We start from the raw sequence: 21,595 nt of genomic DNA, 5'->3' as shown, positions 1-21,595 counted from the left end.
CTGCCACGCCCTTAGCTCCTTGCCGTCCGCTGCCGACCGATTCGACTGCTCGGGGTGCGCCCGGCGGGTACCAGGCCGTACGCACTACGGATAGTGTCCCATTCCCGCGGTACTGCACACGCCGGATCGCCGTATGACCCCGAGTTGGGCTGTGATCATCCGGGATCATGGTGCACCGCGGGGGTTCACCACAACTCACGTGCCCGCCGGTACGACGGTTCACCGGGACATTCATCGGGAGAGGAGGACGCAGTGGCCGACCAGAGTATGCGCCTGCACGACGACGTGGCGACCGAGCCGCTGCGGCCGTGGCTGCCGGCGGATCTGCTCGACAACGCCGCCCGGACCATCTCCGACAACAAGACCATCATGCTGGGCCTGCCGGTGCTGGCCGGGATCGCCCTGGTCGCGGTGCAGGCCGTCCTGACCGAGGTCGCCGTACCTGGTGGGCTCGGCGGGTTCTTCGGGGCAGAGGATCCGTTCGGGCAGGCCGGTGCGGCCCTTTTGCTCACGTACGGCGTACAGGTGGTGCTGTTCTCGGTGGTGTCGAGCATGCTGGCCGGCATCATCGCGCTGGCCGCGGTGCGCAGTCAGCTGGCCCACCGGGCCGGTCCGCGCGAGCTGATGCGGCTGGTGCGGCCTGCGCTGCCCGCACTCGCCGCCGTCGGTCTGGTGCAGTCCCTGTCGTTCATGCTGCTGATCGGCGGCTGGGGGCTCGCAGTGCTCGGTATCGGTGCCGGAGCGGATGCCGCGGTCTCCTCCGAGGCGGCCGGGGCCGCTGCGCTGGCGATGATGTTCGTCGGCGGCGTCCTGGTGCTGATCTTCGGCGTCCGCCTGGTGCTTGCGGGGACAGTGGTGCTGATGGAGGGCCGGCACGCACCGGACATCGGCCTCTACATCCCGGTCCGGGTGGGGGTCTGGGGTGCGCTGCGGCGGTCCTGGCAGCTGGTGAAGGGCAAGTTCTGGCGGGTGTTCGGGATCCTGCTGTTCGGCGGGCTGGTGGTGAACATCATCGGTTACGCGCTGCAGTTCGGGGTCAGCATGCTGATCGTCACCGTCGGCTCGTGGGCCGATCTGAGTGACAGCACCGGGGCCGTGGTGGTGACGATCGCGCTGGCCGTGGCAGCGGGGATCGCGACGCTGATGACGCTGATCGCGAGCTTGGCGTTCATGTCCGCCGTACAGGCCCTGATCTACCTCGACCTCCGGGTCCGGCGGGAAGGTCTCGACCTGTGGATGCGGCCGGCCCTGCGGTTCGAGGAGACGGTGTGACCTTCTTCCCGCTGGAGCCGCCGGTCGACATCCACCGGGACCAGGCAGCCCAGGAGGCGGCCAAGGAGCTGTCCAAGTCCGCGTACCGGGACTCCGGCTCGCTGATCGAGAGGGCCATCCGCAAGGTGGTGGACTGGATCGGAGACCTGCTGGACAGCCTCACCGGCTCCTCGCCGAACGGCCACGCCGGTCTGGCCATGCTGATCGGTCTGCTGCTCCTTGTGGTGGTCGTGGTGCTCTGGCGCTCCGGCGTACTGCGGACCAGCCGTAGGACGAAGGCCCAGGCCGTTTTCGACACCACCCGGCCGCAGAGCGCCGCGGAGTACCGCGCACTCGCGGAGCGGGAGGCGGCGTCGGGCGACTTCGCGTTGGCGATCCGCAGCCGTTTCCGGGCGTGCGTAGCGGAGCTGACCGAGCGGACCGTGCTGGACGAGCGGGCCGGACGTACGGCGTACGAAGTGGTCGCTGATGCGTCGCGGGCGGCGCCCGTACTGCGTGAGCCGCTGCAGCCGGCTGCACTGGTGTTCACGGAGGTTGTCTACGGCAACCGCCCGGGGACGCCGGAGCGGTACGCCGTCGTGGTGGCTGCTGACGACGCTGCGCGATCCGCACGGGTGGCTGCATGAGCACGCCGGTAGGGCGGGGTGTTGGCGAGAGCTGGCGTGCGTTGCGGGTACCGCTGCTCGTCACTGGCTTCGTTGTGCTGGCCGCGATCGTTGTCCTGATCGCTACGTCCGCGCGGACGTCAGGACAGTTCAGCCCGGACTCCACCGAGTCGACCGGGGCACGGGCGTTGGCAGCGTTGCTGGAGGACCACAACGTCGACGTACACGGCACGGAGTCGCTCAACGACGCCGTACAAGCAGGAGGCGGCAGCGCGCTCCTCATCGGGCCAGGTGGCTCGCTGGACGACGGAGACTGGCGGCGGATCGCGCAGGCGCAGTGGAGCCACGTCATCTTGATCCGGCCCAGCAGCCGCGCTCTGGAGGCCCTGGCGCCAGGTGTGCGGCCCACGGGCACCTCGTTGGCCAGCCGCAGCCGTCAGCCTGGGTGTGAGCTTCCAGCTGCGGTCAAGGCGGGCACGGTCACCGTCAACGGACCGACGTACTTCGCTCCCCAGGGAGCGACCACCTGTTACGGCGACGGCATCAACAACACCGTGGTCCGGCTGGAGGTCGGCGACCGGCTCGTTGACGTGATTGGTACGCCGGGGTCGTTCATGAACGCCCGGCTCGCTGAGGACGGCAACGCAGCGTTGGCGCTCAACCTGCTCGGCACGCACCAGGATCTGACCTGGTACCTGCCGCAGTGGGAGTCGGACTACCCCGACTCCAGCGGCGAGAGCAGCGCACAGCTGATTCCACCTGATGTCCGCTACATCGCGTGGGCGCTGGCGTTCGCCGTACTAGTGATAGCGATCTGGCGAGGGCGGCGGCTCGGCCCAGTGGTGGCAGAGCAGCTGCCGGTGATCGTGCACGCGGCCGAGACCACTGAGGGCAGGGCGCGGCTCTACCGACGCTCACGGGCCCGCGACCGCGCAGCGTCGGCGTTGCGCGAGTCAGCGCTCGGCCAGCTGCACGAGGCACACGGCATCCCACGGCGGGCCGATCCGTCGGCTGTGGTCGCTACTGTCGCCGCACGGACCGGCCGGGATCCCGCCATGCTGTACGAGCTGCTCTACGGCATGCCGCCGCTCACTGACGCCGCTCTGATGTCCTTGTCCCAGGAACTCGACGTACTGACGCAGGAGGTACGACACCCGTGACGACTACCGAGGTCACCGCGGACCAGGCCCGGCAGGCGCTGGTCGCGCTCCGGACCGAGATCGGCAAGGCGGTGGTCGGCCAGGACACTGCTGTGACCGCACTGGTGCTCGCGCTGCTCTGCCGCGGCCACGTGCTGCTGGAGGGCGTCCCCGGTACGGCGAAGACGCTGATGGTCCGGGCGCTGTCGACGGCGATGCGGCTGGACACCAAGCGTGTGCAGTTCACCCCGGACCTGATGCCGGGTGACGTGACCGGGTCACTGGTGTACGACGCGAAGACGAGCGAGTTCGAGTTCCGGCCGGGCCCTGTGTTCACGAACATCCTGCTGGCGGACGAGATCAACCGGACGCCGCCGAAGACACAGGCGGCGTTGCTGGAGGCAATGGAGGAGCGGCAGGTCACCGTGGACGGCGAGCCGCGCAAGCTGCCGGTGCCGTTCGTAGTGGCCGCTACCCAGAACCCGGTGGAGTACGAGGGCACGTACCCGCTGCCCGAGGCGCAGCTCGACCGGTTCCTGCTGAAGGTGACGCTGGACATCCCGCCACGCGACGCGGAGATCGCCGTACTCGCCCGGCACGCGCAGGGCTTCGATCCGCGGGACCTAGAGGCTGCGGGGTTGCGCCCAGTGGCCGGCCCCGAGGACTTGCTGGCCGGACAGAACGCAGTACGCCGGGTTGCGGTCCGGGAGGACGTGCTGGCCTACGTCGTCGACCTGTGCCGCGCCACGCGCCAGTCGCCGTCGCTGCAACTGGGTGTGTCCCCACGTGGCGCCACGGCGTTGCTGGCGGTCTCCCGTGCCTGGGCATGGCTGTCGGGCCGCGACTACGTCATTCCGGACGATGTGAAGGCGATGGCGCGTCCTTGCCTTCGGCATCGAGTGCAGGTGCGGCCGGAGGCTGAGCTGGAGGGTGTCAGCGCGGACGCGGTGCTGGAGAGCGTGCTCGCGACGGTGCCGGTGCCACGCTGATGGTCCTGACTGGCCGAGCCGGCATCCTGGCTGCAGCTGGAGTGGTGTTCGTCGCTCTGGTGATGCCGTCGTGGGCCGGTGTCGGTGTGGTCGTTGCTGCGGTGCTGGTGGTGTGTCTGGTCGACATACTGCTGGCGGGATCGCCGCGTCGGCTGCAGTTCAGCAGGGAAGGCGACAACGCCGTACGGCTCGGTGAGCAGGCCATGGTGAATCTGTTGATCACCAACCCGGGACGGCGAGTGCGCGGGCTGCTGAGGGACGCGTGGCCGCCGTCAGCCGGCGTACTGGATCCGCCGCACAAGCTGGACCTGCCGTCCGGCGAACGGCGTCGGCTGACCACACACCTGGTCCCGACACGCAGGGGTGACCGGCACGCGTTCCGGGTGACTGTGCGATCCATCGGCCCGTTGGGGTTCGCCGGTCGGCAGGGGTCGCATCAGGTCGCCTGGACGGTGCGGGCGCTGCCTCCGTTCAAGAGCCGGAAGCATCTGCCGTCGCGGCTGGCCCGGTTGCGGGAGCTTGATGGACGTACGGCGTTGCTCGTGCGTGGGCAGGGAACGGAGTTCGACTCGCTGCGGGACTACGTGCCCGGTGACGACGTACGGAGCATCGACTGGCGCGCGACGGCGCGGCGCGGGAACGTCGTACTGCGGACCTGGCGACCGGAGCGGGACCGGCAGGTCGTGATCGTGATCGACTCCGGACGGCTGTCCGCGGGCCGCGTCGGCGACGCGCCACGGCTCGACCACGCGATGGACGCGGCGCTGCTGCTGGCAGCACTGGCCACACGCGCTGGGGACCGGGTGTCCTTGCTGGCCTGCGATTCCGCGGTGCGTGCCGACGTACGGCGTCCCGCTCCGGAGGACGTGCTGCCGTCCTTCGTGAACGCTCTGGCGAACGTCGAGGCCGAGCTCGTGCAGACCGACTTCCGCATCGTGGTGTCACAGGTGCTGGAGCGGTTGCGGCAACGCTCCCTCGTCGTCCTCCTCACCGGCCTCGACCCCGCGGTGATCGAGGAGTCCCTGCTGCCCGTCATCGGCCCGCTGCTGCGACGGCACGTCGTACTGCTGGCGTCCGTGGCCGACCCGCGCCTGATCGAACTCGAGGCCGCCCGCGGAGACCTTCTGGACGTGTACGGCGCTGCCTCGGCCGCCCGCACCCGCCTGGACCGGGACCGCCTGACCGCCACCCTCACCCGAGCCGGCGCCACCGTCGTCGACGAACCCCCGGACCACATCGCCCCCGCACTCGCCGACACGTACCTCGCGCTGAAGAAGGCCGGTCGGCTCTAGCTCAGCGCCGCCTCGAAGATGTCGCGGTTGGCGGTGGTGAAGGCGTGCTCGCGGTGGGACCAGGCGATGCGCTCGGCGGCTTCCGGGCGGGGTCTCTGGGTCCAGAAGTCGACGTTCCGCAGCAGACGGGACAGGACGGCGGGGATGAGGTCGGGACGATCTGCCGCGGGCAGGTCGTAGCCGTCGGCCAGGACGCGGACCTGGTGGGCCTGGCGGGCGGGGTCGTTGTGTTTGGACGCGATGCACCAGGTCCAGGCGGCGTACCCGAGGTCTTCCAGGGGATCGCCCGGGGCGGCCAGGTCGAAGTCGATCATGGCGACCGGGAGATCGTCGGTGAAGACGAAGTTGGTGGGGGCGGGGTCGTGGTGGCAGACGACCGGTTGGCCGGCGGTGAGCGCACTGTCACGGGTGGCGTCGTGGAACCCGCGGAGTACTGCACCGGCGGCGGCGATTTGTTGGTCGGACCAGCGTTGGTATCTGGGCGGCACCCAACCCTCAAGGTACGTGAGGATGTCGCGGCCGGTCTCGTCCTGGCCCAGGTACTTCGGGGCGGCGGTGACACCGCGCTCCTCCAGGAGCCGCAGGAGGTTCGCGGTGAACGCCGAGCTGTCCGACCCGGGGCGACGTACCGTGTCGGCGACACGAACCACCCCGGGCGTCAGACGGCCTCCGGCCAGCGGTTGCTCGATCACGCCATCGTGGGGCGGGCCTGGGCGAAGGTCCAGTGGTGGCCCTCCAGGTCCTCGGCTTCGTAGCAACGGTATCCGTGCTGGTGGATGTCCGAGAGGATCTTCGCGCCGTTCTCCTGACTGTGCGCGAAATGGGCGTCGAGATCGTCGACGTACACCCAGACGCTGTGGTCCAGCTGCACGGTGCGCTTCTCCGTGAGCTTGAACAGCAGGATCGCGCGGGTGCCGACCTGCAGCTCGATCCAGGACGGGTCTGTGCCCTCGGCCGGGATCCTGTCCCACGAGTCCAGGCCGAAGACCGTGTGCAGCCAGCGGGCCGCGGCGGCGGGATCCTCGTAGTACAAGGCGATCGCGAGCCGGTCCAGCTCACGCGGCGTCCGCGACGCGTGATCGCGCCGTTCGACCCAGGCCGGGAGCCAGTGAATGACGTTCGGCCAGAAGTAGAAGGCCTTCTCACCGCCGGGGAGGAGCGACTGTACGACGGTCACGCGGGTGCCGCCGTCGTACGCCTCGAAGTCGATGCGGGTCTCGGTGTCGTCGACCGAACTGCGATAGGCGAACCGCGCGCCCGGCGTCCAGTCGGTGATCTTGCCGAGCTCGAGGACGTCGTCGGGCGGTGCGTACACCTCGAGGATCCGGCCGCCGACGCCGGGCTCGATCTGCATCGCGGTGGCGCGGGCGGCGTCGAAGAAGTTGATCGGTCCCCGCACCCACCACAGGTCGATCTCCTCGGTGAAGATCTCGAACGCAGTGGCCGGATCAACGGCAACCTCGACGGATGCGGTCGCGGACGGTTCAGTCATCGGACTTGCCCTTCTGCTCGACGTGACGTTTGAAGGAGCCCAACTGGTCGCGCCAGTGCGCCTGGACCTGGTCGAGCCAGGCTTGGACGGCCACGACAGGCTCGGGGTTGAGGCGGAACACGCGGACCCGGGCGTCGTCCGGCACGCGCTCGTCGGCGACCAGTCCGGCCTCGAGCAGGATCCGCAGGTGCCGGCTCATCGCGGGCGACGACGCCCCGGTCGCCGCGGCCAACTGCCCGGCCCGCTGCGGTCCCTCGCCCAGCAGTTGCACAACCTGCCGACGCGTCGGATCAGCCAGCACCTCGAAGAACCGATCCACCTGATGTTCCGCCATACCGCAATAGTTCTACCATCTGTTAACTATTGTCAATGACTGGAACCAAATGGCAGGAGACCTGTGTTTGGGTGACGGCGGGGAGGACGGGGAGTGGGGTGGTGGTGCAGGCGTCGACGCCCCGGCCGGCGGCGACGAGTTGGCAGCGGGGGTGGAAGCGGCAGCCGGTGGGGATGCGGGTCGGGTCCGGGGGCTCGCCGGTGAGGACGATCCGGTTCGGTGACTCGGGGAGGACGCTCAGAAGCGCTTGCGTATAAGGATGTTGGGGGTTCTTCAGGACGTCCTCGGTGGGGCCGGACTCGACGATGCGGCCGAGGTACATGACCGCGACCCGGTCGGCGATGTTCCAGGCCAGGCCGAGGTCGTGGGTGACGACGAGCGCGGACAGCCCGAGGTCGTCGCGCAGCCGGAGCAGCAGCGAGAGGATCTCGCCACGGACCGAGGCATCGAGGGACGCGACGGGTTCGTCGGCGATCAGCACCTTGGGGTCGAGCGCCAGCGCGCCGGCGATGACGACGCGTTGGCGCTGGCCGCCACTCAACTCGTGCGGAAAACGCTGGAAAAAGCGTTCCGGCGGTCGCAGGCCGGCGCGCGAGAGGGCGTCGGCCACCACCGATTCCTCGTCGGGCAGCCGGTGGATCCGCGGGCCCTCGGCAACCGCCTCGTAGACGGTATGGCGAGGATTCAGCGAACCCATCGGGTCCTGCAGCACGAGTTGGACCTCGCGGCGGAAAGCCCGCAGCGCGCGGCCGGAGTAGCTCAGCGGTGTTCCGTCGTACGAGACCTGGCCGGAGGTGGGACGTTCCAGCCCGAGGAGCGTGCGCGCGAGCGTGGTCTTGCCGCAGCCGGACTCGCCGACGAGCGCGACGATCTCGCCGGCGCCGACGGACAGGTTCACGCCGTCGACCGCCCGCGCCCGGCGTCCGCCACGGCCCGAGAACTCGACGTGCAGCTCAGTTGCCTCTAGCAAGAGTCACTCCCCTACCAGGACGCAGGCGGCGGCCCGGTCGGCACCGGACGCCCGCAGATGTACGTCGGCAGTCGCACACGACTCGAGTGCGACCGGGCAACGCGGGTGGAACGCACAACCGCCCGGCAGCTGTTGTGGATCCGGCGGATCGCCGCGCAGCCCGCGCGGAGCGAGGCGGGACGCGGGATCGCCGACGGTCGGGAACGCGGCCGCCAGCGCTTGGCTGTACGGGTGCTGGAACTGCCCGGACGAAGGGCCGACCTCGACCAGCCGCCCGGCGTACATCACGGCCAGCCGATCGCACACGTCCGCGAGGACCGACAGGTCGTGCGAGATCATCAGCAACGAGATGCCGTGGTCCGCGATCAGCTTGCGGATCAGCGTCAGCACCTGCGCCTGCACCATCAGGTCGAGCGCGGTTGTGGGCTCGTCGGCGATGATCAGCTGCGGCTCGCACGCCAGAGCCATGGCGATCATCACTCGTTGCCGTTGGCCACCGCTCAGCTCGTGCGGATAGCTCCGGGCGCGCCAGGCCGGCAACCCGACCTGCGCCAGCAGTTCTCGTACTCGCTTGGACGCGTCCGCGCCAGACGCCTGCCGATGGACGAGCAGTGGTTCCGCGATCTGATCGCCGATCCGTTGCACCGGGTTCAGGCCGTGTTGCGCGCCCTGGAAAACGATCGACGCCGAAGACCACCGGACAGCCCGCAGCCGGCCCCACTTCATCGCCAGCACGTCCTCGCCGTCCAGCAGCACCCGCCCACCGACGACGGCGGAGCGCGGCAGCAGCCGGAGCAGCGCGAGCGCGACCGAGGACTTCCCCGATCCCGACTCCCCCGCCAGCCCGAGCGCCTCGCCGGACGCCAACTGCAGCGAAACTCCCCGTACGGCGGGCACGTCGGACGACTCGAGCCGGTACGTCACGGACAACTCATCGAGCTCAAGCATGGGCCCGCGTCCGCAGGCGGGGATTGAGCACAGTCTCCAAAGCCCTTCCACACAAGGTGAACGCCATCACCACGGTCACGATGCACAGACCCGGCACGAGGATGTACCACCAGGCGCCGGCGGTCGCCGCGCCCCAGTCGTACGAGCCGCGCAGCATCGTGCCCCACGAGGTCTTGTTCGCACTCACGCCGAGGAACGCCAGCGTCGACTCGGTGACGATCGCACTCGCGACCTCCAGCGTGGTACTTGCCAACAGCAACGGTGCGACGTTCGGCAGCACGTGCCGCGTCGTGATGTGCCAGTGGCCGGCGCCGAGCGCCAAGGAGCGTTCGATGTACGGGCGTGCCTCCACGGCTAACGTTTGCGCACGGATGAGCCGCGCCGTCGACGGCCAGGACGTCACGCCGATCGCGACAATGATCGTCGCGGTCGAGCCGCCCAGGATCGCCGCCAGGACCAGCGCGGTGACCAGCGACGGGAGCACCAGGAACCAATCGGTCACCCGCAGGATCACCGCACCGATCCAGCCCCGGAAATGCCCGGCCGCGATCCCGAGCACGGTCCCGATCACCATGCTGAGCAACGCGGCCAGGAACCCGATCAGTAGCGAGGTCCGGGACCCCCACCAGATCATCAGCAACACCGAACGGCCCGACTCGTCCGTCCCCAACGGATCGTCGAGACTCGGCGGCGCCATCTTCGCGCCGGTGCCGCTCACCACGTTCGTCACGCCGGAGTCGATGAAGAGCGGTGCCAGCAGTGCTAGGACAACGGCCACGGCGAGAATCACCAACCCGGCGACACCGGCCCGATGCGTGCGGAAATCCGCCCAGAACCGCCCGATCGCACGCCTACGGCGTACCCACGCCACGGTGCTCATCCACGTCCTCGCTTCGCTCCGGGCGCGGATGAGACACGACAGGCGCTGTGCTTGATGATGAGTTCGCTTCGCTCACTCATGCAGACCTCACTCGCGGATCCAGCAGGTGGTACACGACGTCCGCCAACGTGTTCATGAGGATCACCGACACGGTGATCAGCAGGAACGTGCCCTGCATCAACGTGAAGTCCGGCACCCGGATCGCCTCGTAGAACAGCTGCCCGAGTCCAGGCCAACTGAAGATCGCCTCGACGGTCACGGCGCCCCCGACCACGAACCCGATCCGCATGAACACCAGCGTCACGGTCGGCAGCAGCGCGTTCGGTACGGCGTGCTTGCGCCGTATGTCGTCGTCGCGCAAACCCTTCGCCCGCGCGGTCGTGATGTAGTCCTGCCCGACCTCGTCGATCACCGACGACCGCATCACCAGCAGGTACTGCGCGTAGACGACCGCGACCAGCGTCAGGCACGGCAGCACCATGTGCTGCGCGACATCCAGTACGCCGGCGAATCCGTCCGGCTTGTCGACGCTCGAGCTCCCGCGGGTCGGGAAGATCCCCGGAATCGGGCCGATTCCGGCCGCGAACACCATCAACAGCAGCAGCCCGAGCCAGAACGTCGGCACCGACCACAGCACCAGCGAGATGGCGGTCGACACCTTGTCGAACCTGCTGCCGGGCTTCCATCCGGCGCGTGCTCCCTGCCAGAGACCGAGGCTCACCGCGAGCACCAACGCCGTGCCGGTGAGCAGCAGCGTCGAGCCGATCCGCTCGCCGATCAGGTCGAGGACGGGCCGCTTGTACTCGTACGACACCCCGAGGTCGAACCGCAGTGTCTGACCCACGAAGTGCACAAACTGCTCGGGAATCGACTTGTCCAGCCCGAGCCGCGCGCGCTCCAGGTCCAGTTGCTCCGGCGTCATGTTCCGGCCCTGCGCGAGCGCCCGAACCGGATCGCCCGGCAGCAACCGGAACAGGAAGAACGTCGCGACGATCACCATCGCGATACTGAGCAACGCCCCACCCGCCTTGGTCGCCGCATAACGCAACAAACCATGACGGACAGGCGTCTGCTCCAGCTCCTCGACCGCGGTGGTGGTCATGGAGCCTCCCGTCGCGGGAGGCGTGGCCATGACACCGTCATTCGCGTTCGTCGGCCGCGCCGCTGCGGCGGCGGAGGACGAAGAAGCCGGCTAGCGCGAGTACGACGATTCCGCCGGCGATGCCCGCGATCACGCCGGTGCTCGAGCCGCCGCCGTCAGCCGATGCGCCGTCCTTCGAGACCGCCTCGAGTGTGTAGAACGGCCAGTATCCGGAACCGCCGTACAGCAGGCCCTTGTCCTCCGGGATCGGGGTGATGCCGGCGATCCGGTCCTTGCGGTAGCCCTCGAGGTCGTTCGGGTAGTAGATCGCGATCACCGGAGCGTCGGTATAGAGCCTTTCCTCCATTTTCTTGATCGTTTCCGCGCGCTTTCCGCGGTCGAGTTCCTTCTGCTGCTCCAGGTACAGGCGCTCGTAGGTCGGGTCGCAGTAGAACGACTCGGTGCCGCCGCCGTCGCCGGACGCGGTCGGGCGCCGGCTGCACAGGTGCGTGCCGAGCACCTCCTCCGGGTCGGGGTTCACCGACCACCCGCTGATCGCGATGTCGAAGAGTGCCGTCGTACCGGTCTCCTCGGTGAACTTGCTGGAGTCCAGCCGCTTGGTGGTCAGCGTGATGCCGACCTCCTTGAACCAGCCGGTCAGGTACTCGGCGAGCTTGTCCTCGACCGGGGCGTCGGTGTGGATGCTGAACCGGAACTGCAGTTTCCGCGACCCGTCCGGCATCGTCCGGACACCGTCAGGGCCCTTCTTGTACCCCGCGTCGTCGAGGATCTTGTTCGCCTTCGCGAGGTCGAACGTGATCTTCTCGGCGCCGCTCGCCTCCCAGAAGAAGTCCTTGTACAGCGGCGGAATGATCGACCCGTCGGCCGGTTTCGCCAGCCCGCCCTGGACCTCGTCGACCAGCTTCTGCTTGTCGATCGCGTAGTGCAGCGCGGTCCGCACCTTCGGGTCCTTCAGTGCCGGATGCCCGTCGCCGATCGGCTTGTTGTCGCTGGTCGTCGCACCGTGGTTGATCTGCAGGTACGTCGCCCGCCGGCCCTGCGTGTTCCACTGGACGATGTTGTCGTCGCCCTTCAGCGACTCGAAGTCCGACGGGTTCAGCCGGCCGATCAGGTCGATGTCACCCTTCTTCAGGCCGACGATCGAGGCCGCGGGGTTGTCGTAGAAGATGATCTGCAGTTCGTCGATCTTCGGCCGGCCGCGCCAGTAGTCCGGGTTCGCCTCGAGCCGGACGAACTGGTCCTTCTTGTGCTCCACCGCGACGTACGGCCCGCTGCCGACGGTCGGGTACACCTCGGCGTCGTACTTGCCGATGTCCTTGACCTTCTCCCAGACGTGCTTGGGCATGATCGGCACCGGGTTGTCCAGCATCGACGCCTGCGGCGCCTTCAGCTTGATGGTCAGCTCTTGGCCGTTCGCAGTGACACTCGCGAAGTTCTCCACCGCCGGCCCGTTGCCGGTCTTGGCGGCGTCGTCGGTCATCATCTTGTTGAACGTCCAGGCCGCGTCGTCGGCGGTGATCGGCTGCCCGTCCGACCACTTCGCCTGGCGGATCTTGAACGTCCAGGTCAGGCCGTCCGGCGACGTCGTCCAGGACTCGGCCAGATCGGGGCTGGGCTGCAGTGTCTTCGAGTCCGGCACCGTGAGGAAGCCGTAGATCATCCGCTGGATGGACCCCGTCACCAGCCGTACGGCGAGGAACGGGTTCATGGAGTCGACCGCCTGGGTCACCCCGATCTTGATGACCTTCTTCGGCGCCGGATCCGCCGCCATCGCCGTACCCGGCACCGCCGCCAGCAAGCACAACGCCGCCAGCACCGCCAACAACTTCCTCATCGGGCCGCCCCACCTTCAGCTGGTGTTGGTGTTTGGGGAAGAACCCACACCAGCAACCACCCCGCTGTCAACAAGGTACGAAGCTTTGTCACACCGAAGTAACCTTCTTACCGGGCAGGCCCGGCAAATCCAGGGGACAGAACAAGCTCGCGACGGTAGCCTCACCACGTCATGGAGATGCCTGAGGTCACGCGTGCGATCGCGGCTGCGACGTCCATTGCCGGATCGCTCGGCCTGACTGCGAACGACGCGATCGTTCTCCACAACTCGAACAAGCTGGCGTTGCGGCTGACGCCGTGCGACGTCTTCGCCCGGGTCGCCCCGGTGGGGCAAGAAGTTGCACAGTTCGAGGTCGAGCTCGCGCAACGCCTCGCCGACGTCGGATCCCCGGTGGCCGCGTTGGAGCCTCGGGCGGATCCGCTGGTGTACACCCGCGACGGCTTCGCAGTGACGCTGTGGACCTACTACGAGCCCGTGACACCGCAGCTCTCACCAGTCGACTACGCCGAGGCGCTGGAGCAGCTGCACGTCGGCATGCGCAAGGTCGAGATGGCGAGTCCACACTTCTCGGATCGAATCACCGAGGCGGAGAAGATCGTCGCCGACCCGAGCCTCTCCCCGGAGCTCGCGGACGCAGACCGCGCGTTCCTCAGCAGCAGGCTGCGAAGCGTACGTCGGGCTATTGACGCGCGCGGCGCCGCGGAGCAGCTGCTCCATGGCGAGCCACATCCAGGCAATGTGCTCAGCACGACGTACGGCGCGTTGTTCATCGACCTCGAGACGTGCTGCCGTGGACCCGTCGAGTTGGATCTCGCCCATGTCCCCGAGGCTGTCTGCGCGCAGTACCCGGGCGTTGATGAAGGACTCCTGGACGACTGCCGGCAACTCGTCCTCGCGATGGTCGCAGCGTGGCGCTGGGACGCCGGCGACCAGTTCCCGAACCGGCAGCAATGGCGCGAGGAATTCCTCCGCGTACTGCGCGAGGGTCCTCCCTGGCCGACCCTCGACGCGATGGCCGACCGACTCGACGGTCGGTAGAACTCAGCTCGCCTGCGCAACGCCGGGCCACACCCATGGGCTTGACTACACGATCGTGTAGTAGTTTGCTTTTGTGTGTAGGGAGAGGGGTTGGGAATGGAGCGTCCGGCGGACGACCTGACGGCTCGGGCCCGCATTCGGGATGCGGCGATCCGGTTGTTCGGGGAGCGGGGGATCGAGGGAGCCTCGATCCGGGACATCGCGGCCGAGGCCGGGGTGTCGTCGGGCTTGGTGCGGCATCACTTCGGCTCGAAGGAGGCGCTGCGCGAGGCGTGTGACCACTACGCGAAGGAGCGGATGCTCCAGATCGGCGCCGAGCTCACCCAGGACCATGACCTCACCGGGCTCGATCCGCTGGCGCTGCACCCGGTCGCGTTCCCGCTGCAGCTCTACATCGTGCGCTCGATGATGGACGGTTCGGAGACCGCGACCGCGCTCTTTCTCGAGGGTGTCGACGCGGTCGAGGAGTGGACCACCAGCTACGGCATCAACCCCAAGGACCGGCGCGGGTACGCCGCCGCGCTGGCCGCGATCAAGCTCAGCGTCTTCGTGTTCCGCGACCAGGTCTCGAAGGCGCTCGGCGAGGACATCACCACAGCGGCGGGTTACAACCGGATCGGCCAGGCCATGATGGAGGTCTTCACGATCCCGCTGCTCACCCAGGAACAAGTGGACAACATGCGGAATCGGGAGAAGTGATCATGCCGGCTGCGATCAGCACGGAAGGTCTGGTCAAGTCGTTCGGACGGACCTATGCCCTGGACGGTCTCGACCTCGCGGTGCACACCGGTGAGGTGCACGGGTTCCTCGGCCCGAACGGCGCGGGGAAGACCACCACCATTCGCATCCTGCTCGGAATGACCCGGGCGGACGAGGGTACGGCGCGGGTCCTGGACGGCGACCCGTGGTCGGACGCGACCGAGCTGCACCGGCGGCTCGCGTACGTGCCGGGTGACGTGACGCTGTGGCCGAACCTGTCCGGCGGCGAGGCGATCGACCTGCTCGGCCGGATGCGCGGCGGCGTGGACAAGAAGCGCAAGGCCGAGCTGCTCGAGCGTTTCGACCTCGATCCGCGGAAGAAGGCCCGCGCGTACTCGAAGGGCAACCGGCAGAAGGTCGCGCTGGTCGCCGCGTTCGCGTCCGACGTCGAGTTGCTGCTCCTCGACGAGCCGACGAGTGGGCTGGATCCGCTGATGGAGGAGGTCTTCCGCGAGGTCGTGCAGGAGATCAGCGACCGCGAAGGCCGGACCGTGCTGCTGTCCAGCCACATCCTGTCCGAGGTCGAGGCGCTGTGTGATCGCGTCACGATCATCCGGGCCGGCCGCGCTGTCGAGAGCGGCACGCTGAACGAGCTGCGCCACCTCACCCGTACGTCGATCCAGGCCGAGCTGGTCGGCCCGATGGACGGCCTGGCGCAGCTGACCGGGGTCCACGATCTGCAGGTGGACGACGGCCGCGTCCGGTTCGACGTCGACACGGACGAGATCAACCAGGTACTGCGGCGTTTGACGGAGATCGGCGTACGGAGTCTCGTCAGCCAGCCGCCGTCGCTGGAGGAACTGTTCCTGCGGCTGTACGAACCCGAGGCCGTGAAATGAAGTCGCTGGCGGGCACCGGCGGCCTGATCCGGCTGATCCTGCGCCGCGACCGCGTCGTACTGCCGCTGTGGATCGTACTGCTCGTGGCGATCTCGGTGAGCTACGTGCAGGAGTACGGCGACCTGTTCCCGACGCCGGAGTCGCGGGTCAAGTACGCGAGCAATGCCGGCTTCATCACCTTGTACGGCGAACTTTCCGGGCCGAGCCTGGGCGAGTTCGTCACCTGGCGACTCGGCTTCGTACCGGTGATGATCGGTCTGATCAGTCTGCTCACGGTGATCCGGCACACCCGCGTCGAGGAGGAGACCGGGCGACGTGAGTTGCTTGGATCAACTGTCGTCGGGCGGCATGCGCAGCTCGCGGCGGCCCTCGCCACGGTCCTCGGTGCGAACCTGTGCTCGCCGTACTGCTTGCCCTCGGCATGCACAGTCAGGACCTGCCGCTGTCCGGATCAGTTGCCATCGGCATCGTCTACGCCGGCACCGGCTGGCTGTTCGCGGCGGTTGGTGCGGTCGCGGCGCAGTTGACTGCGAGCGCCGGTACTGCGCGTGGGATCGCGATCGGTGTGCTCGGAGGGGCTTATGTACTGCGGGCAGCCGGCGACACCAGTGCGCATACGGATGGTCCGCTTGCGTGGTTGTCCTACCTGTCGCCGATCGGTTGGGCGCAGCGGATCCACCCGTATGCGCAGAACCGTTGGTGGTTGGCGGTCGTCCTACTGGCGGTCACCGTTCTGCTCGTGGGTGTTGCGGTGAGCCTCGCCGTACGGCGGGATGTGGGGTCGGGGATCCTGGCGGATCGGCTCGGTCCTGCGGATGGCACGCTCGGCTCGCCGCTCGGACTGGCGTGGCGCCTGCACCGCGGGCTGCTCGCCGCGTGGACCGTCGGATTCGCTTTGCTGGGCTTGCTTTTCGGCGGGGTCGCCGAGGGTGTCGGTGACATGATGCGCGACGACCCGAGTATCCAGGAGATGTTTCAGCGGATGGGCGGCGCGGCCGGGTTGATCGACTCGTTCCTGGCCGGCGTGATGACGCTCGTCGGCCTGATCGCCTCGGCGTACGCCGTCCAGGCGACGTTGCGGATGCGGGTCGAGGAGAGCAGCGGACGGGTCGAGCCGGTGCTGGCGACCGCGACGAGTCGCTGGCAATGGGCTGCCAGCCATCTCGTGTTCAGCCTGCTGGGGCCGGCTGTCGCGCTGCTCGCAGCGGGTGTCGCCGAAGGGCTTGCGTACGGCGCGGCGATCGGCGATGTGGGCGGACAGTTGCCGCGACTGATCGGTGCGGCGCTCGCTCAGTTGCCGGCCGTCTGGGTTCTGGCCGCGATCGCGGTCGCGATCTTCGGGTTCTTCCCGCAGGCCTCGATGGCGTCCTGGGCCGGGCCGACGGTGTGCATCCTGATCGGCCTGGTGAGCGCCGGCGTCAGCACCGCCGACTGGATCCTCGACATCTCGCCGTTCACCCATCTGCCGTCGCTACCGGGCGGCTCGGTGTCGGCCGGTCCGTTCCTCGTCCTGCTCGCGATCGCGATCCTCGTCGGCGTCGCCGGCCTGGTCGGGCTTCGTCGACGGGATCTGCCGGCGTAGATCTCAGCGGCGGGCGTTCCGGGACCAGCTGAAGCAGTAGACGCCGAAGGCCGCGATCCCGACCGCCAGCACGGTCAGCAGCACCGGACCGAACGGCTGGTCCTTGATCGTGTGCAGCGCCGTGTCGAGACCGCCGGCCTTCTGCGGGTCGTAGGCGATCGCCGCCCACCCGAACAGCACACCGACCACGACGAACGCGATCCCCTTCGCGAAGTACCCGATCCGGCCCAGCAGGACGGTCACCTCGGAGACACCGCCGACCAGGTCCTCGGTGAACTTCCTCGTGATCGCCTTGTACCCCTGGTAGCAGCCGATCCCGATGATTGCGACCCCGACGGCGACGATCAGGACCCGGCCCGCGCCGTGCGCCATCAGCCGGGCCGAAACCGTACGCTGCCCGCCGCTGCTCGATCCGCCGGAACCGACGGCGACCTTCACCGCGTTGACACCCAGCACGAGGTACACGATCGCGCGGCCGGCCGACGACGCCTTCTTGCGCAGGTCCAGATATCCCCACCCGATCTCCAGAACCCGCCAGACGACCAGTGCGAACAGCCCGATCGCGACGATCCACAACAGCACACCGCCCAGAGGCTTGCCGGACAGTTCCCGCAGAGCACCTTGCTGCGAGGCTTCCTGCGACGATTTGCCGAACGCGAGTTGCAGGGCGATCCAGGCGATCAGCAGATGTACGACGCCGTACGCGACCAGGCCGGCCGTGATCGCCATGCCGTACGTCTTGCTGTAGCGGACTTCTTGAGCGTTGGTCACGCTCTGACCGGTGCCCAGTGCAGAAACGGTCGGGCAGAAACGGTCAGGCAGAAACGGTCAGGCGGAGACAGGTGCGGTGGCCTCGCGGTCCGCTTCGTCGATGTCGCCGTACTCGCCCTGGCGGTGAGCTCGGCGGCCGAGGGTCCAGACGTAGGTGAAGAACGCCAGCTCGGCGAGGATGCCGATGGTGATGCGGACCGGGCCGGGCAGGAACGGCGTGACGAACGCTTCGATCAGCCCGGTGACGAGGAGAACCGCGGCGAGGCCGATCGCCATACCGACGGTGGCGCGGCCGGTCCGGGCGACGGACTGCATGCGGGTGCGTGGCCCGGGTACGACCCAGGACCAGCCGAGACGCAGGCCGGCCGCGGTCGCGACGAACACCGTGGTCAGCTCGAGCAGACCGTGCGGCGTGATCAGGCTGAAGAACAGACCACCCTTGTCGTGGCTGATCATCAGCCCGGCACTGAGGCCGAGGTTGAGCGCGTTGTCCCAGAGGATGAAGACGGACGGGATCAGCAGGATGCCGAGGGCCAGTACGGCGGCACTAATCGTGGCGTTGTTGATCCAGACACGGAGTGCGAAGTCCTGTGCCGGGTTCTCCGAGTAGTAGGACTCGAAGTCGTGCTCGACGAGCTGCTTGATCTGGTCCGGCGTACCGATCGAGTCCACCACCTCCGGGTGCGCCAGCACCCGCCAGGCGGTCCAGGCCGCGACCAGGTAGAAGAGCAGACCGATGGTGACCCACCAGCGCCTGGACGCGTAGAGCGCGGCCGGGAAGCTGACCAGGAAATACTTCGAGATATCACGCCAGACGGGCGCCTGTGCACCTGTCACGGCACCACGCGCGTCCGCGATCAGCCCGGACAAGCGACCGATCGAGACCGGATCCGCTCCGGCTGCTCGCAGCGCGGCCAGGTGGGTGCCGACGCGCTGGTAGAGCACTACAAGCTCTTCGGCCTCCGCACCGGACAGGCGGCGCTGGCGACGGGTCAGGTACGCCAGGCGGTCCCACTGCGGCTGGTGCACCGAGACAAACGCTTCTACGTCCACCGCCACACCTCCTCCACCCGACTGGTGGCAGACTAACCGGACCGAGTGTCTAACGCGTCTATAGGGGGAGGGGGCGGCGAAGTGTCTCAGCTGGTCACCGGCGAAGCGGTCGTCCTCCAGGTGCGGATCGCCCGGATGCCGACGCGGGCCCTGGCTTGTGCGATCGACATGGTGCTGCAGGGCATCGTGCTGACCGTACTGCTCGCGTTGCTGGCCGGTTTCCTGTTCGGGAGCGAGTCCAGTGAGGCATTGGCGGTGGCGCTGATCTTCATCGTCGTACTGCTCGTGGTGGTCGGCTATCGGGTCGTGATGGAGACGCTCACCCGGGGGCGGACGCTGGGCAAGATGGTGCTCGGGCTGAAGGTGGTGCGCGACGACGGCAGCTCGATCCGGTTCCGGCACGCGTTGGTGCGGACGCTGATGTGGTTCTTCGTCGACTTCGCGCCGTGGTTCGCGGCCAGCCCGGGGATCGTGGCGAGCCTGATGAACAAGCAGGGCAAGCGGATCGGGGACATGGTCGCCGGTACGGTCGTCATTCGTGAACGGCACCAGTCGATGGCGTCGCCGCCGCTGTTCGTCCCCGGCCACCTGGTCCAGTGGGCGCAGTCGCTCGAACTGTCCCGGCTGTCCGACGAGCTGGCCAACGCGGCCCGCGACTACCTGTCCCGGTACGCCGAGCTCCTCCCCGGCGCGCAGTACGCCCTGGGCGAGGCACTGGCCGCGCGCGTAGCCGCAGTCATCGCCCCCGCACCGCCGACCCAGATCATCGCGCCCGCCTACCTGTCCGCCGTACTCGCCGAACGCCGCCGCCGCGAACTCAACCGCCTCTCCACCCAACACCCCACCCCAACCGGCCCCTTCACCCCAAACCCGTACGCCGCCCCTGCCCCGTCGTACGCGGTTCCGGCCGGCCCGTTCGCCCCACCCAGCCCGTACGGCGTTCTCCCGCCGGCCCCACCCGCCCCGGGCCCGTTCGCGCCGCCCGCCCCACCGTCAGCAGCCCGCCCCGCGACGGTGAACACCCAAGGCTGGGCTGTACCGGGCAGCAACGAGCAGTGGTCCTGAGCGCAAGCAAAACCCCCTCCAAACGGCCATTTCCGACCGTTTGAAGGGGGTTTTGTCTGCCTGGCGGTCCGCTCAGTAGCGGTAAGCCTCAGCCTTGTACGGCCCCTCGACCGGCACCCCGAGGTACGCGGCCTGCTCCTTGGTCAGCTCCGTGAGCTTGACGCCGAGGGCGTCGAGGTGGAGGCGGGCGACCATCTCGTCGAGGTGCTTCGGCAGCACGTAGACGTCGGTCGGGTACTCCGCGGTCCGCACGAACAGCTCGATCTGCGCCAGCACCTGGTTGGTGAACGAGTTCGACATCACGAACGACGGGTGCCCGGTGGCGTTGCCCAGGTTCAGCAGCCGGCCCTCGGACAGGACGATGATCGTGTGGCCGTCCGGGAACCGGAACTCGTCGACCTGCGGCTTGATGTTGACCCGCTCGACGCCCGGGGTCTTGTACAGCCCGGCCATGTCGATCTCGTTGTCGAAGTGGCCGATGTTGCCGACGATGGCCTGGTGCTTCATCGCGGCCATGTGGTCGGCGGTGATGACGTCCTTGTTGCCGGTGGTGGTGACGAAGATGTCGGCGATCCCGACCACGTCGTCGACGGTCGTCACCTGGTATCCGTCCATCGCCGCCTGCAGCGCGCAGATCGGGTCGATCTCGGTGACGATCACCCGGGCGCCCTGGCCGCGCAGCGACTCGGCGCAGCCCTTGCCGACGTCGCCGTACCCGCACACGACCGCGACCTTGCCGCCGATCAGTACGTCGGTGGCGCGGTTGATGCCGTCGATCAGCGAGTGCCGGCAGCCGTACTTGTTGTCGAACTTCGACTTGGTCACCGAGTCGTTGACGTTGATCGCCGGGAACAGCAGCGCGCCGGCCTTGTGCATCTCGTACAACCGGTGCACGCCGGTGGTGGTCTCCTCGGTGACACCCTTGATGCCCTGACCGATCGTCGTCCACAGCTGCGGGTCCTCCTGCAGCGTGCGGGTCAGCAGCTTCAGGACGACGCCGTACTCCTCGGAGTCCGCGGTCGACGGGTCCGGTACGGCGCCGGCCTTCTCGAACTCGGTGCCCTTGTGGACGAGCATCGTGGCGTCACCGCCGTCGTCGAGGATCATGTTCGGGCCGTCACCTCCGGGCCACTTCAGCGCCTGCTCGGTGCACCACCAGTACTCCTCCAGCGTCTCGCCCTTCCAGGCGAACACCGGAACGCCGGCGGGGTTCTCGGCGGAACCGTCCGGGCCGACGACGACCGCAGCGGCGGCGTGGTCCTGCGTGGAGAAGATGTTGCATGAGACCCAGCGCACCTCGGCACCGAGCGCGGTCAGCGTCTCGATCAGCACCGCGGTCTGGATCGTCATGTGCAGTGAACCCATGATCCGCGCGCCGGCCAGCGGCTTGCTCTCGCCGTACTGCGCGCGCATCGCCATCAGGCCGGGCATCTCGTGCTCGGCCAGCCGGATCTCCTTGCGCCCGAACTCGGCCAGGCCGAGGTCCGCCACCTTGTAGTCGAAGGTCATGCCGCTCCCCTGAAGACAGTGATTGGTTCGTGCTAGGTGGTGGAGTCACCAGCCACCACCTGAGCCTAGAGGGCCGAGCCACGCGGTTTGATCGCTCCAGGCGCATTTTTGACACCGAAATG

At 68.2% G+C, this 21,595-nt stretch carries 21 protein-coding genes; 10 read left to right on the top strand and 11 right to left on the bottom strand.

What is annotated here, in order from left to right; translation table 11 throughout:
- Positions 1-252 precede the first annotated feature (252 nt).
- From EV651_RS37575 to EV651_RS37555, 5 genes are read left to right on the top strand one after another with little or no spacing between them, the layout of a single operon-like run.
- Positions 253-1,272 (top strand): hypothetical protein, encoded by a 1,020-nt coding sequence (locus EV651_RS37575; protein WP_238157448.1) that lies wholly within the window; start codon positions 253-255, stop codon positions 1,270-1,272.
- Positions 1,269-1,898, top strand: a complete 630-nt coding sequence (locus tag EV651_RS37570; protein WP_133790318.1) for a DUF4129 domain-containing protein — start codon at positions 1,269-1,271, stop codon at positions 1,896-1,898. Before EV651_RS37575 ends, EV651_RS37570 begins: the two co-directional genes overlap by 4 nt.
- Entirely contained in the window at positions 1,895-3,037 is a 1,143-nt protein-coding gene (locus tag EV651_RS37565; protein WP_133790316.1) for a DUF4350 domain-containing protein, read from the top strand. The genes EV651_RS37570 and EV651_RS37565 overlap by 4 nt, the downstream gene beginning before the upstream one ends.
- A complete protein-coding gene (locus tag EV651_RS37560) occupies positions 3,034-4,005 on the top strand; it encodes a MoxR family ATPase (protein ID WP_131287453.1) in 972 nt (323 codons plus the stop codon). The genes EV651_RS37565 and EV651_RS37560 overlap by 4 nt, the downstream gene beginning before the upstream one ends.
- Positions 4,005-5,297 (top strand): DUF58 domain-containing protein, encoded by a 1,293-nt coding sequence (locus EV651_RS37555; protein WP_133790314.1) that lies wholly within the window; start codon positions 4,005-4,007, stop codon positions 5,295-5,297. Before EV651_RS37560 ends, EV651_RS37555 begins: the two co-directional genes overlap by 1 nt.
- On the opposite strand, the gene EV651_RS37550 is transcribed toward EV651_RS37555, so the two are convergent.
- From EV651_RS37550 to EV651_RS37515, 8 genes are all read right to left on the bottom strand, one after another.
- Positions 5,294-5,989: a phosphotransferase gene (locus EV651_RS37550; protein ID WP_133790312.1), complete on the bottom strand. Its 696-nt coding sequence runs from the start codon at positions 5,987-5,989 to the stop codon at positions 5,294-5,296. The two genes, EV651_RS37555 and EV651_RS37550, sit on opposite strands and share 4 nt — an antisense overlap.
- Positions 5,986-6,789 (bottom strand): VOC family protein, encoded by an 804-nt coding sequence (locus EV651_RS37545; RefSeq protein WP_133790310.1) that lies wholly within the window; start codon positions 6,787-6,789, stop codon positions 5,986-5,988. The genes EV651_RS37550 and EV651_RS37545 overlap by 4 nt, the downstream gene beginning before the upstream one ends.
- Entirely contained in the window at positions 6,782-7,123 is a 342-nt protein-coding gene (locus EV651_RS37540) for a helix-turn-helix transcriptional regulator (protein WP_130382441.1), read from the bottom strand. Before EV651_RS37540 ends, EV651_RS37545 begins: the two co-directional genes overlap by 8 nt.
- A 22-nt stretch (positions 7,124-7,145) precedes the next feature.
- Positions 7,146-8,093: an ABC transporter ATP-binding protein gene (locus EV651_RS37535; RefSeq protein ID WP_133790308.1), complete on the bottom strand. Its 948-nt coding sequence runs from the start codon at positions 8,091-8,093 to the stop codon at positions 7,146-7,148.
- A 3-nt stretch (positions 8,094-8,096) separates the two neighbouring features.
- Positions 8,097-9,041: an ABC transporter ATP-binding protein gene (locus EV651_RS37530; protein WP_133790306.1), complete on the bottom strand. Its 945-nt coding sequence runs from the start codon at positions 9,039-9,041 to the stop codon at positions 8,097-8,099.
- A complete protein-coding gene (locus EV651_RS37525) occupies positions 9,034-9,921 on the bottom strand; it encodes an ABC transporter permease (protein ID WP_133790304.1) in 888 nt (295 codons plus the stop codon). The genes EV651_RS37530 and EV651_RS37525 overlap by 8 nt, the downstream gene beginning before the upstream one ends.
- A 76-nt stretch (positions 9,922-9,997) precedes the next feature.
- Positions 9,998-11,023, bottom strand: a complete 1,026-nt coding sequence (locus EV651_RS37520; RefSeq protein WP_133790302.1) for an ABC transporter permease — start codon at positions 11,021-11,023, stop codon at positions 9,998-10,000.
- 37 nt (positions 11,024-11,060) lie between these two features.
- Positions 11,061-12,857 carry an ABC transporter substrate-binding protein gene (locus tag EV651_RS37515; protein ID WP_133790300.1) on the bottom strand — a complete coding sequence of 599 codons (1,797 nt, stop codon included), beginning with the start codon at positions 12,855-12,857 and terminating at the stop codon, positions 11,061-11,063.
- 171 nt (positions 12,858-13,028) lie between these two features.
- Between EV651_RS37515 and EV651_RS37510 the strand changes: the two genes are divergently transcribed.
- The 4 genes from EV651_RS37510 (at position 13,029) to EV651_RS37495 (ending at position 17,075) form a co-directional block, all read left to right on the top strand.
- Entirely contained in the window at positions 13,029-13,895 is an 867-nt protein-coding gene (locus tag EV651_RS37510; RefSeq protein ID WP_202870694.1) for a phosphotransferase, read from the top strand.
- Between the two features lie 96 nt (positions 13,896-13,991).
- Positions 13,992-14,594 carry a TetR/AcrR family transcriptional regulator gene (locus EV651_RS37505; protein ID WP_133790298.1) on the top strand — a complete coding sequence of 201 codons (603 nt, stop codon included), beginning with the start codon at positions 13,992-13,994 and terminating at the stop codon, positions 14,592-14,594.
- A 2-nt stretch (positions 14,595-14,596) separates the two neighbouring features.
- A complete protein-coding gene (locus EV651_RS37500; protein ID WP_133790296.1) occupies positions 14,597-15,493 on the top strand; it encodes an ABC transporter ATP-binding protein in 897 nt (298 codons plus the stop codon).
- A 394-nt stretch (positions 15,494-15,887) separates the two neighbouring features.
- Positions 15,888-17,075, top strand: a complete 1,188-nt coding sequence (locus EV651_RS37495; protein ID WP_238157447.1) for an ABC transporter permease — start codon at positions 15,888-15,890, stop codon at positions 17,073-17,075.
- A 3-nt stretch (positions 17,076-17,078) separates the two neighbouring features.
- On the opposite strand, the gene EV651_RS37490 is transcribed toward EV651_RS37495, so the two are convergent.
- Together EV651_RS37490 and EV651_RS37485 are read right to left on the bottom strand one after the other, a co-directional pair.
- A complete protein-coding gene (locus EV651_RS37490; RefSeq protein WP_238157446.1) occupies positions 17,079-17,846 on the bottom strand; it encodes a DUF1206 domain-containing protein in 768 nt (255 codons plus the stop codon).
- 57 nt (positions 17,847-17,903) lie between these two features.
- Positions 17,904-18,899 carry a stage II sporulation protein M gene (locus EV651_RS37485; protein WP_133790294.1) on the bottom strand — a complete coding sequence of 332 codons (996 nt, stop codon included), beginning with the start codon at positions 18,897-18,899 and terminating at the stop codon, positions 17,904-17,906.
- Between the two features lie 81 nt (positions 18,900-18,980).
- Between EV651_RS37485 and EV651_RS43155 the strand changes: the two genes are divergently transcribed.
- Positions 18,981-19,964 (top strand): RDD family protein, encoded by a 984-nt coding sequence (locus EV651_RS43155; RefSeq protein ID WP_305000133.1) that lies wholly within the window; start codon positions 18,981-18,983, stop codon positions 19,962-19,964.
- Between the two features lie 72 nt (positions 19,965-20,036).
- Here EV651_RS43155 and ahcY read toward each other — a convergent pair whose 3' ends face one another.
- Positions 20,037-21,473, bottom strand: coding sequence for an adenosylhomocysteinase (ahcY, locus tag EV651_RS37475; RefSeq protein WP_133790292.1), 1,437 nt, complete (start codon positions 21,471-21,473; stop codon positions 20,037-20,039).
- Between the last annotated feature and the right edge of the window lie 122 nt (positions 21,474-21,595).

Origin of the sequence: Kribbella sp. VKM Ac-2571, from assembly GCF_004362255.1 — a bacterium.
Taxonomy (GTDB): Bacteria; Actinomycetota; Actinomycetes; order Propionibacteriales; family Kribbellaceae; genus Kribbella; species Kribbella pratensis.
The sequence above is the reverse complement of the archived record's forward strand: the minus strand, read 5'-3'. Positions and strand labels throughout refer to the sequence as shown.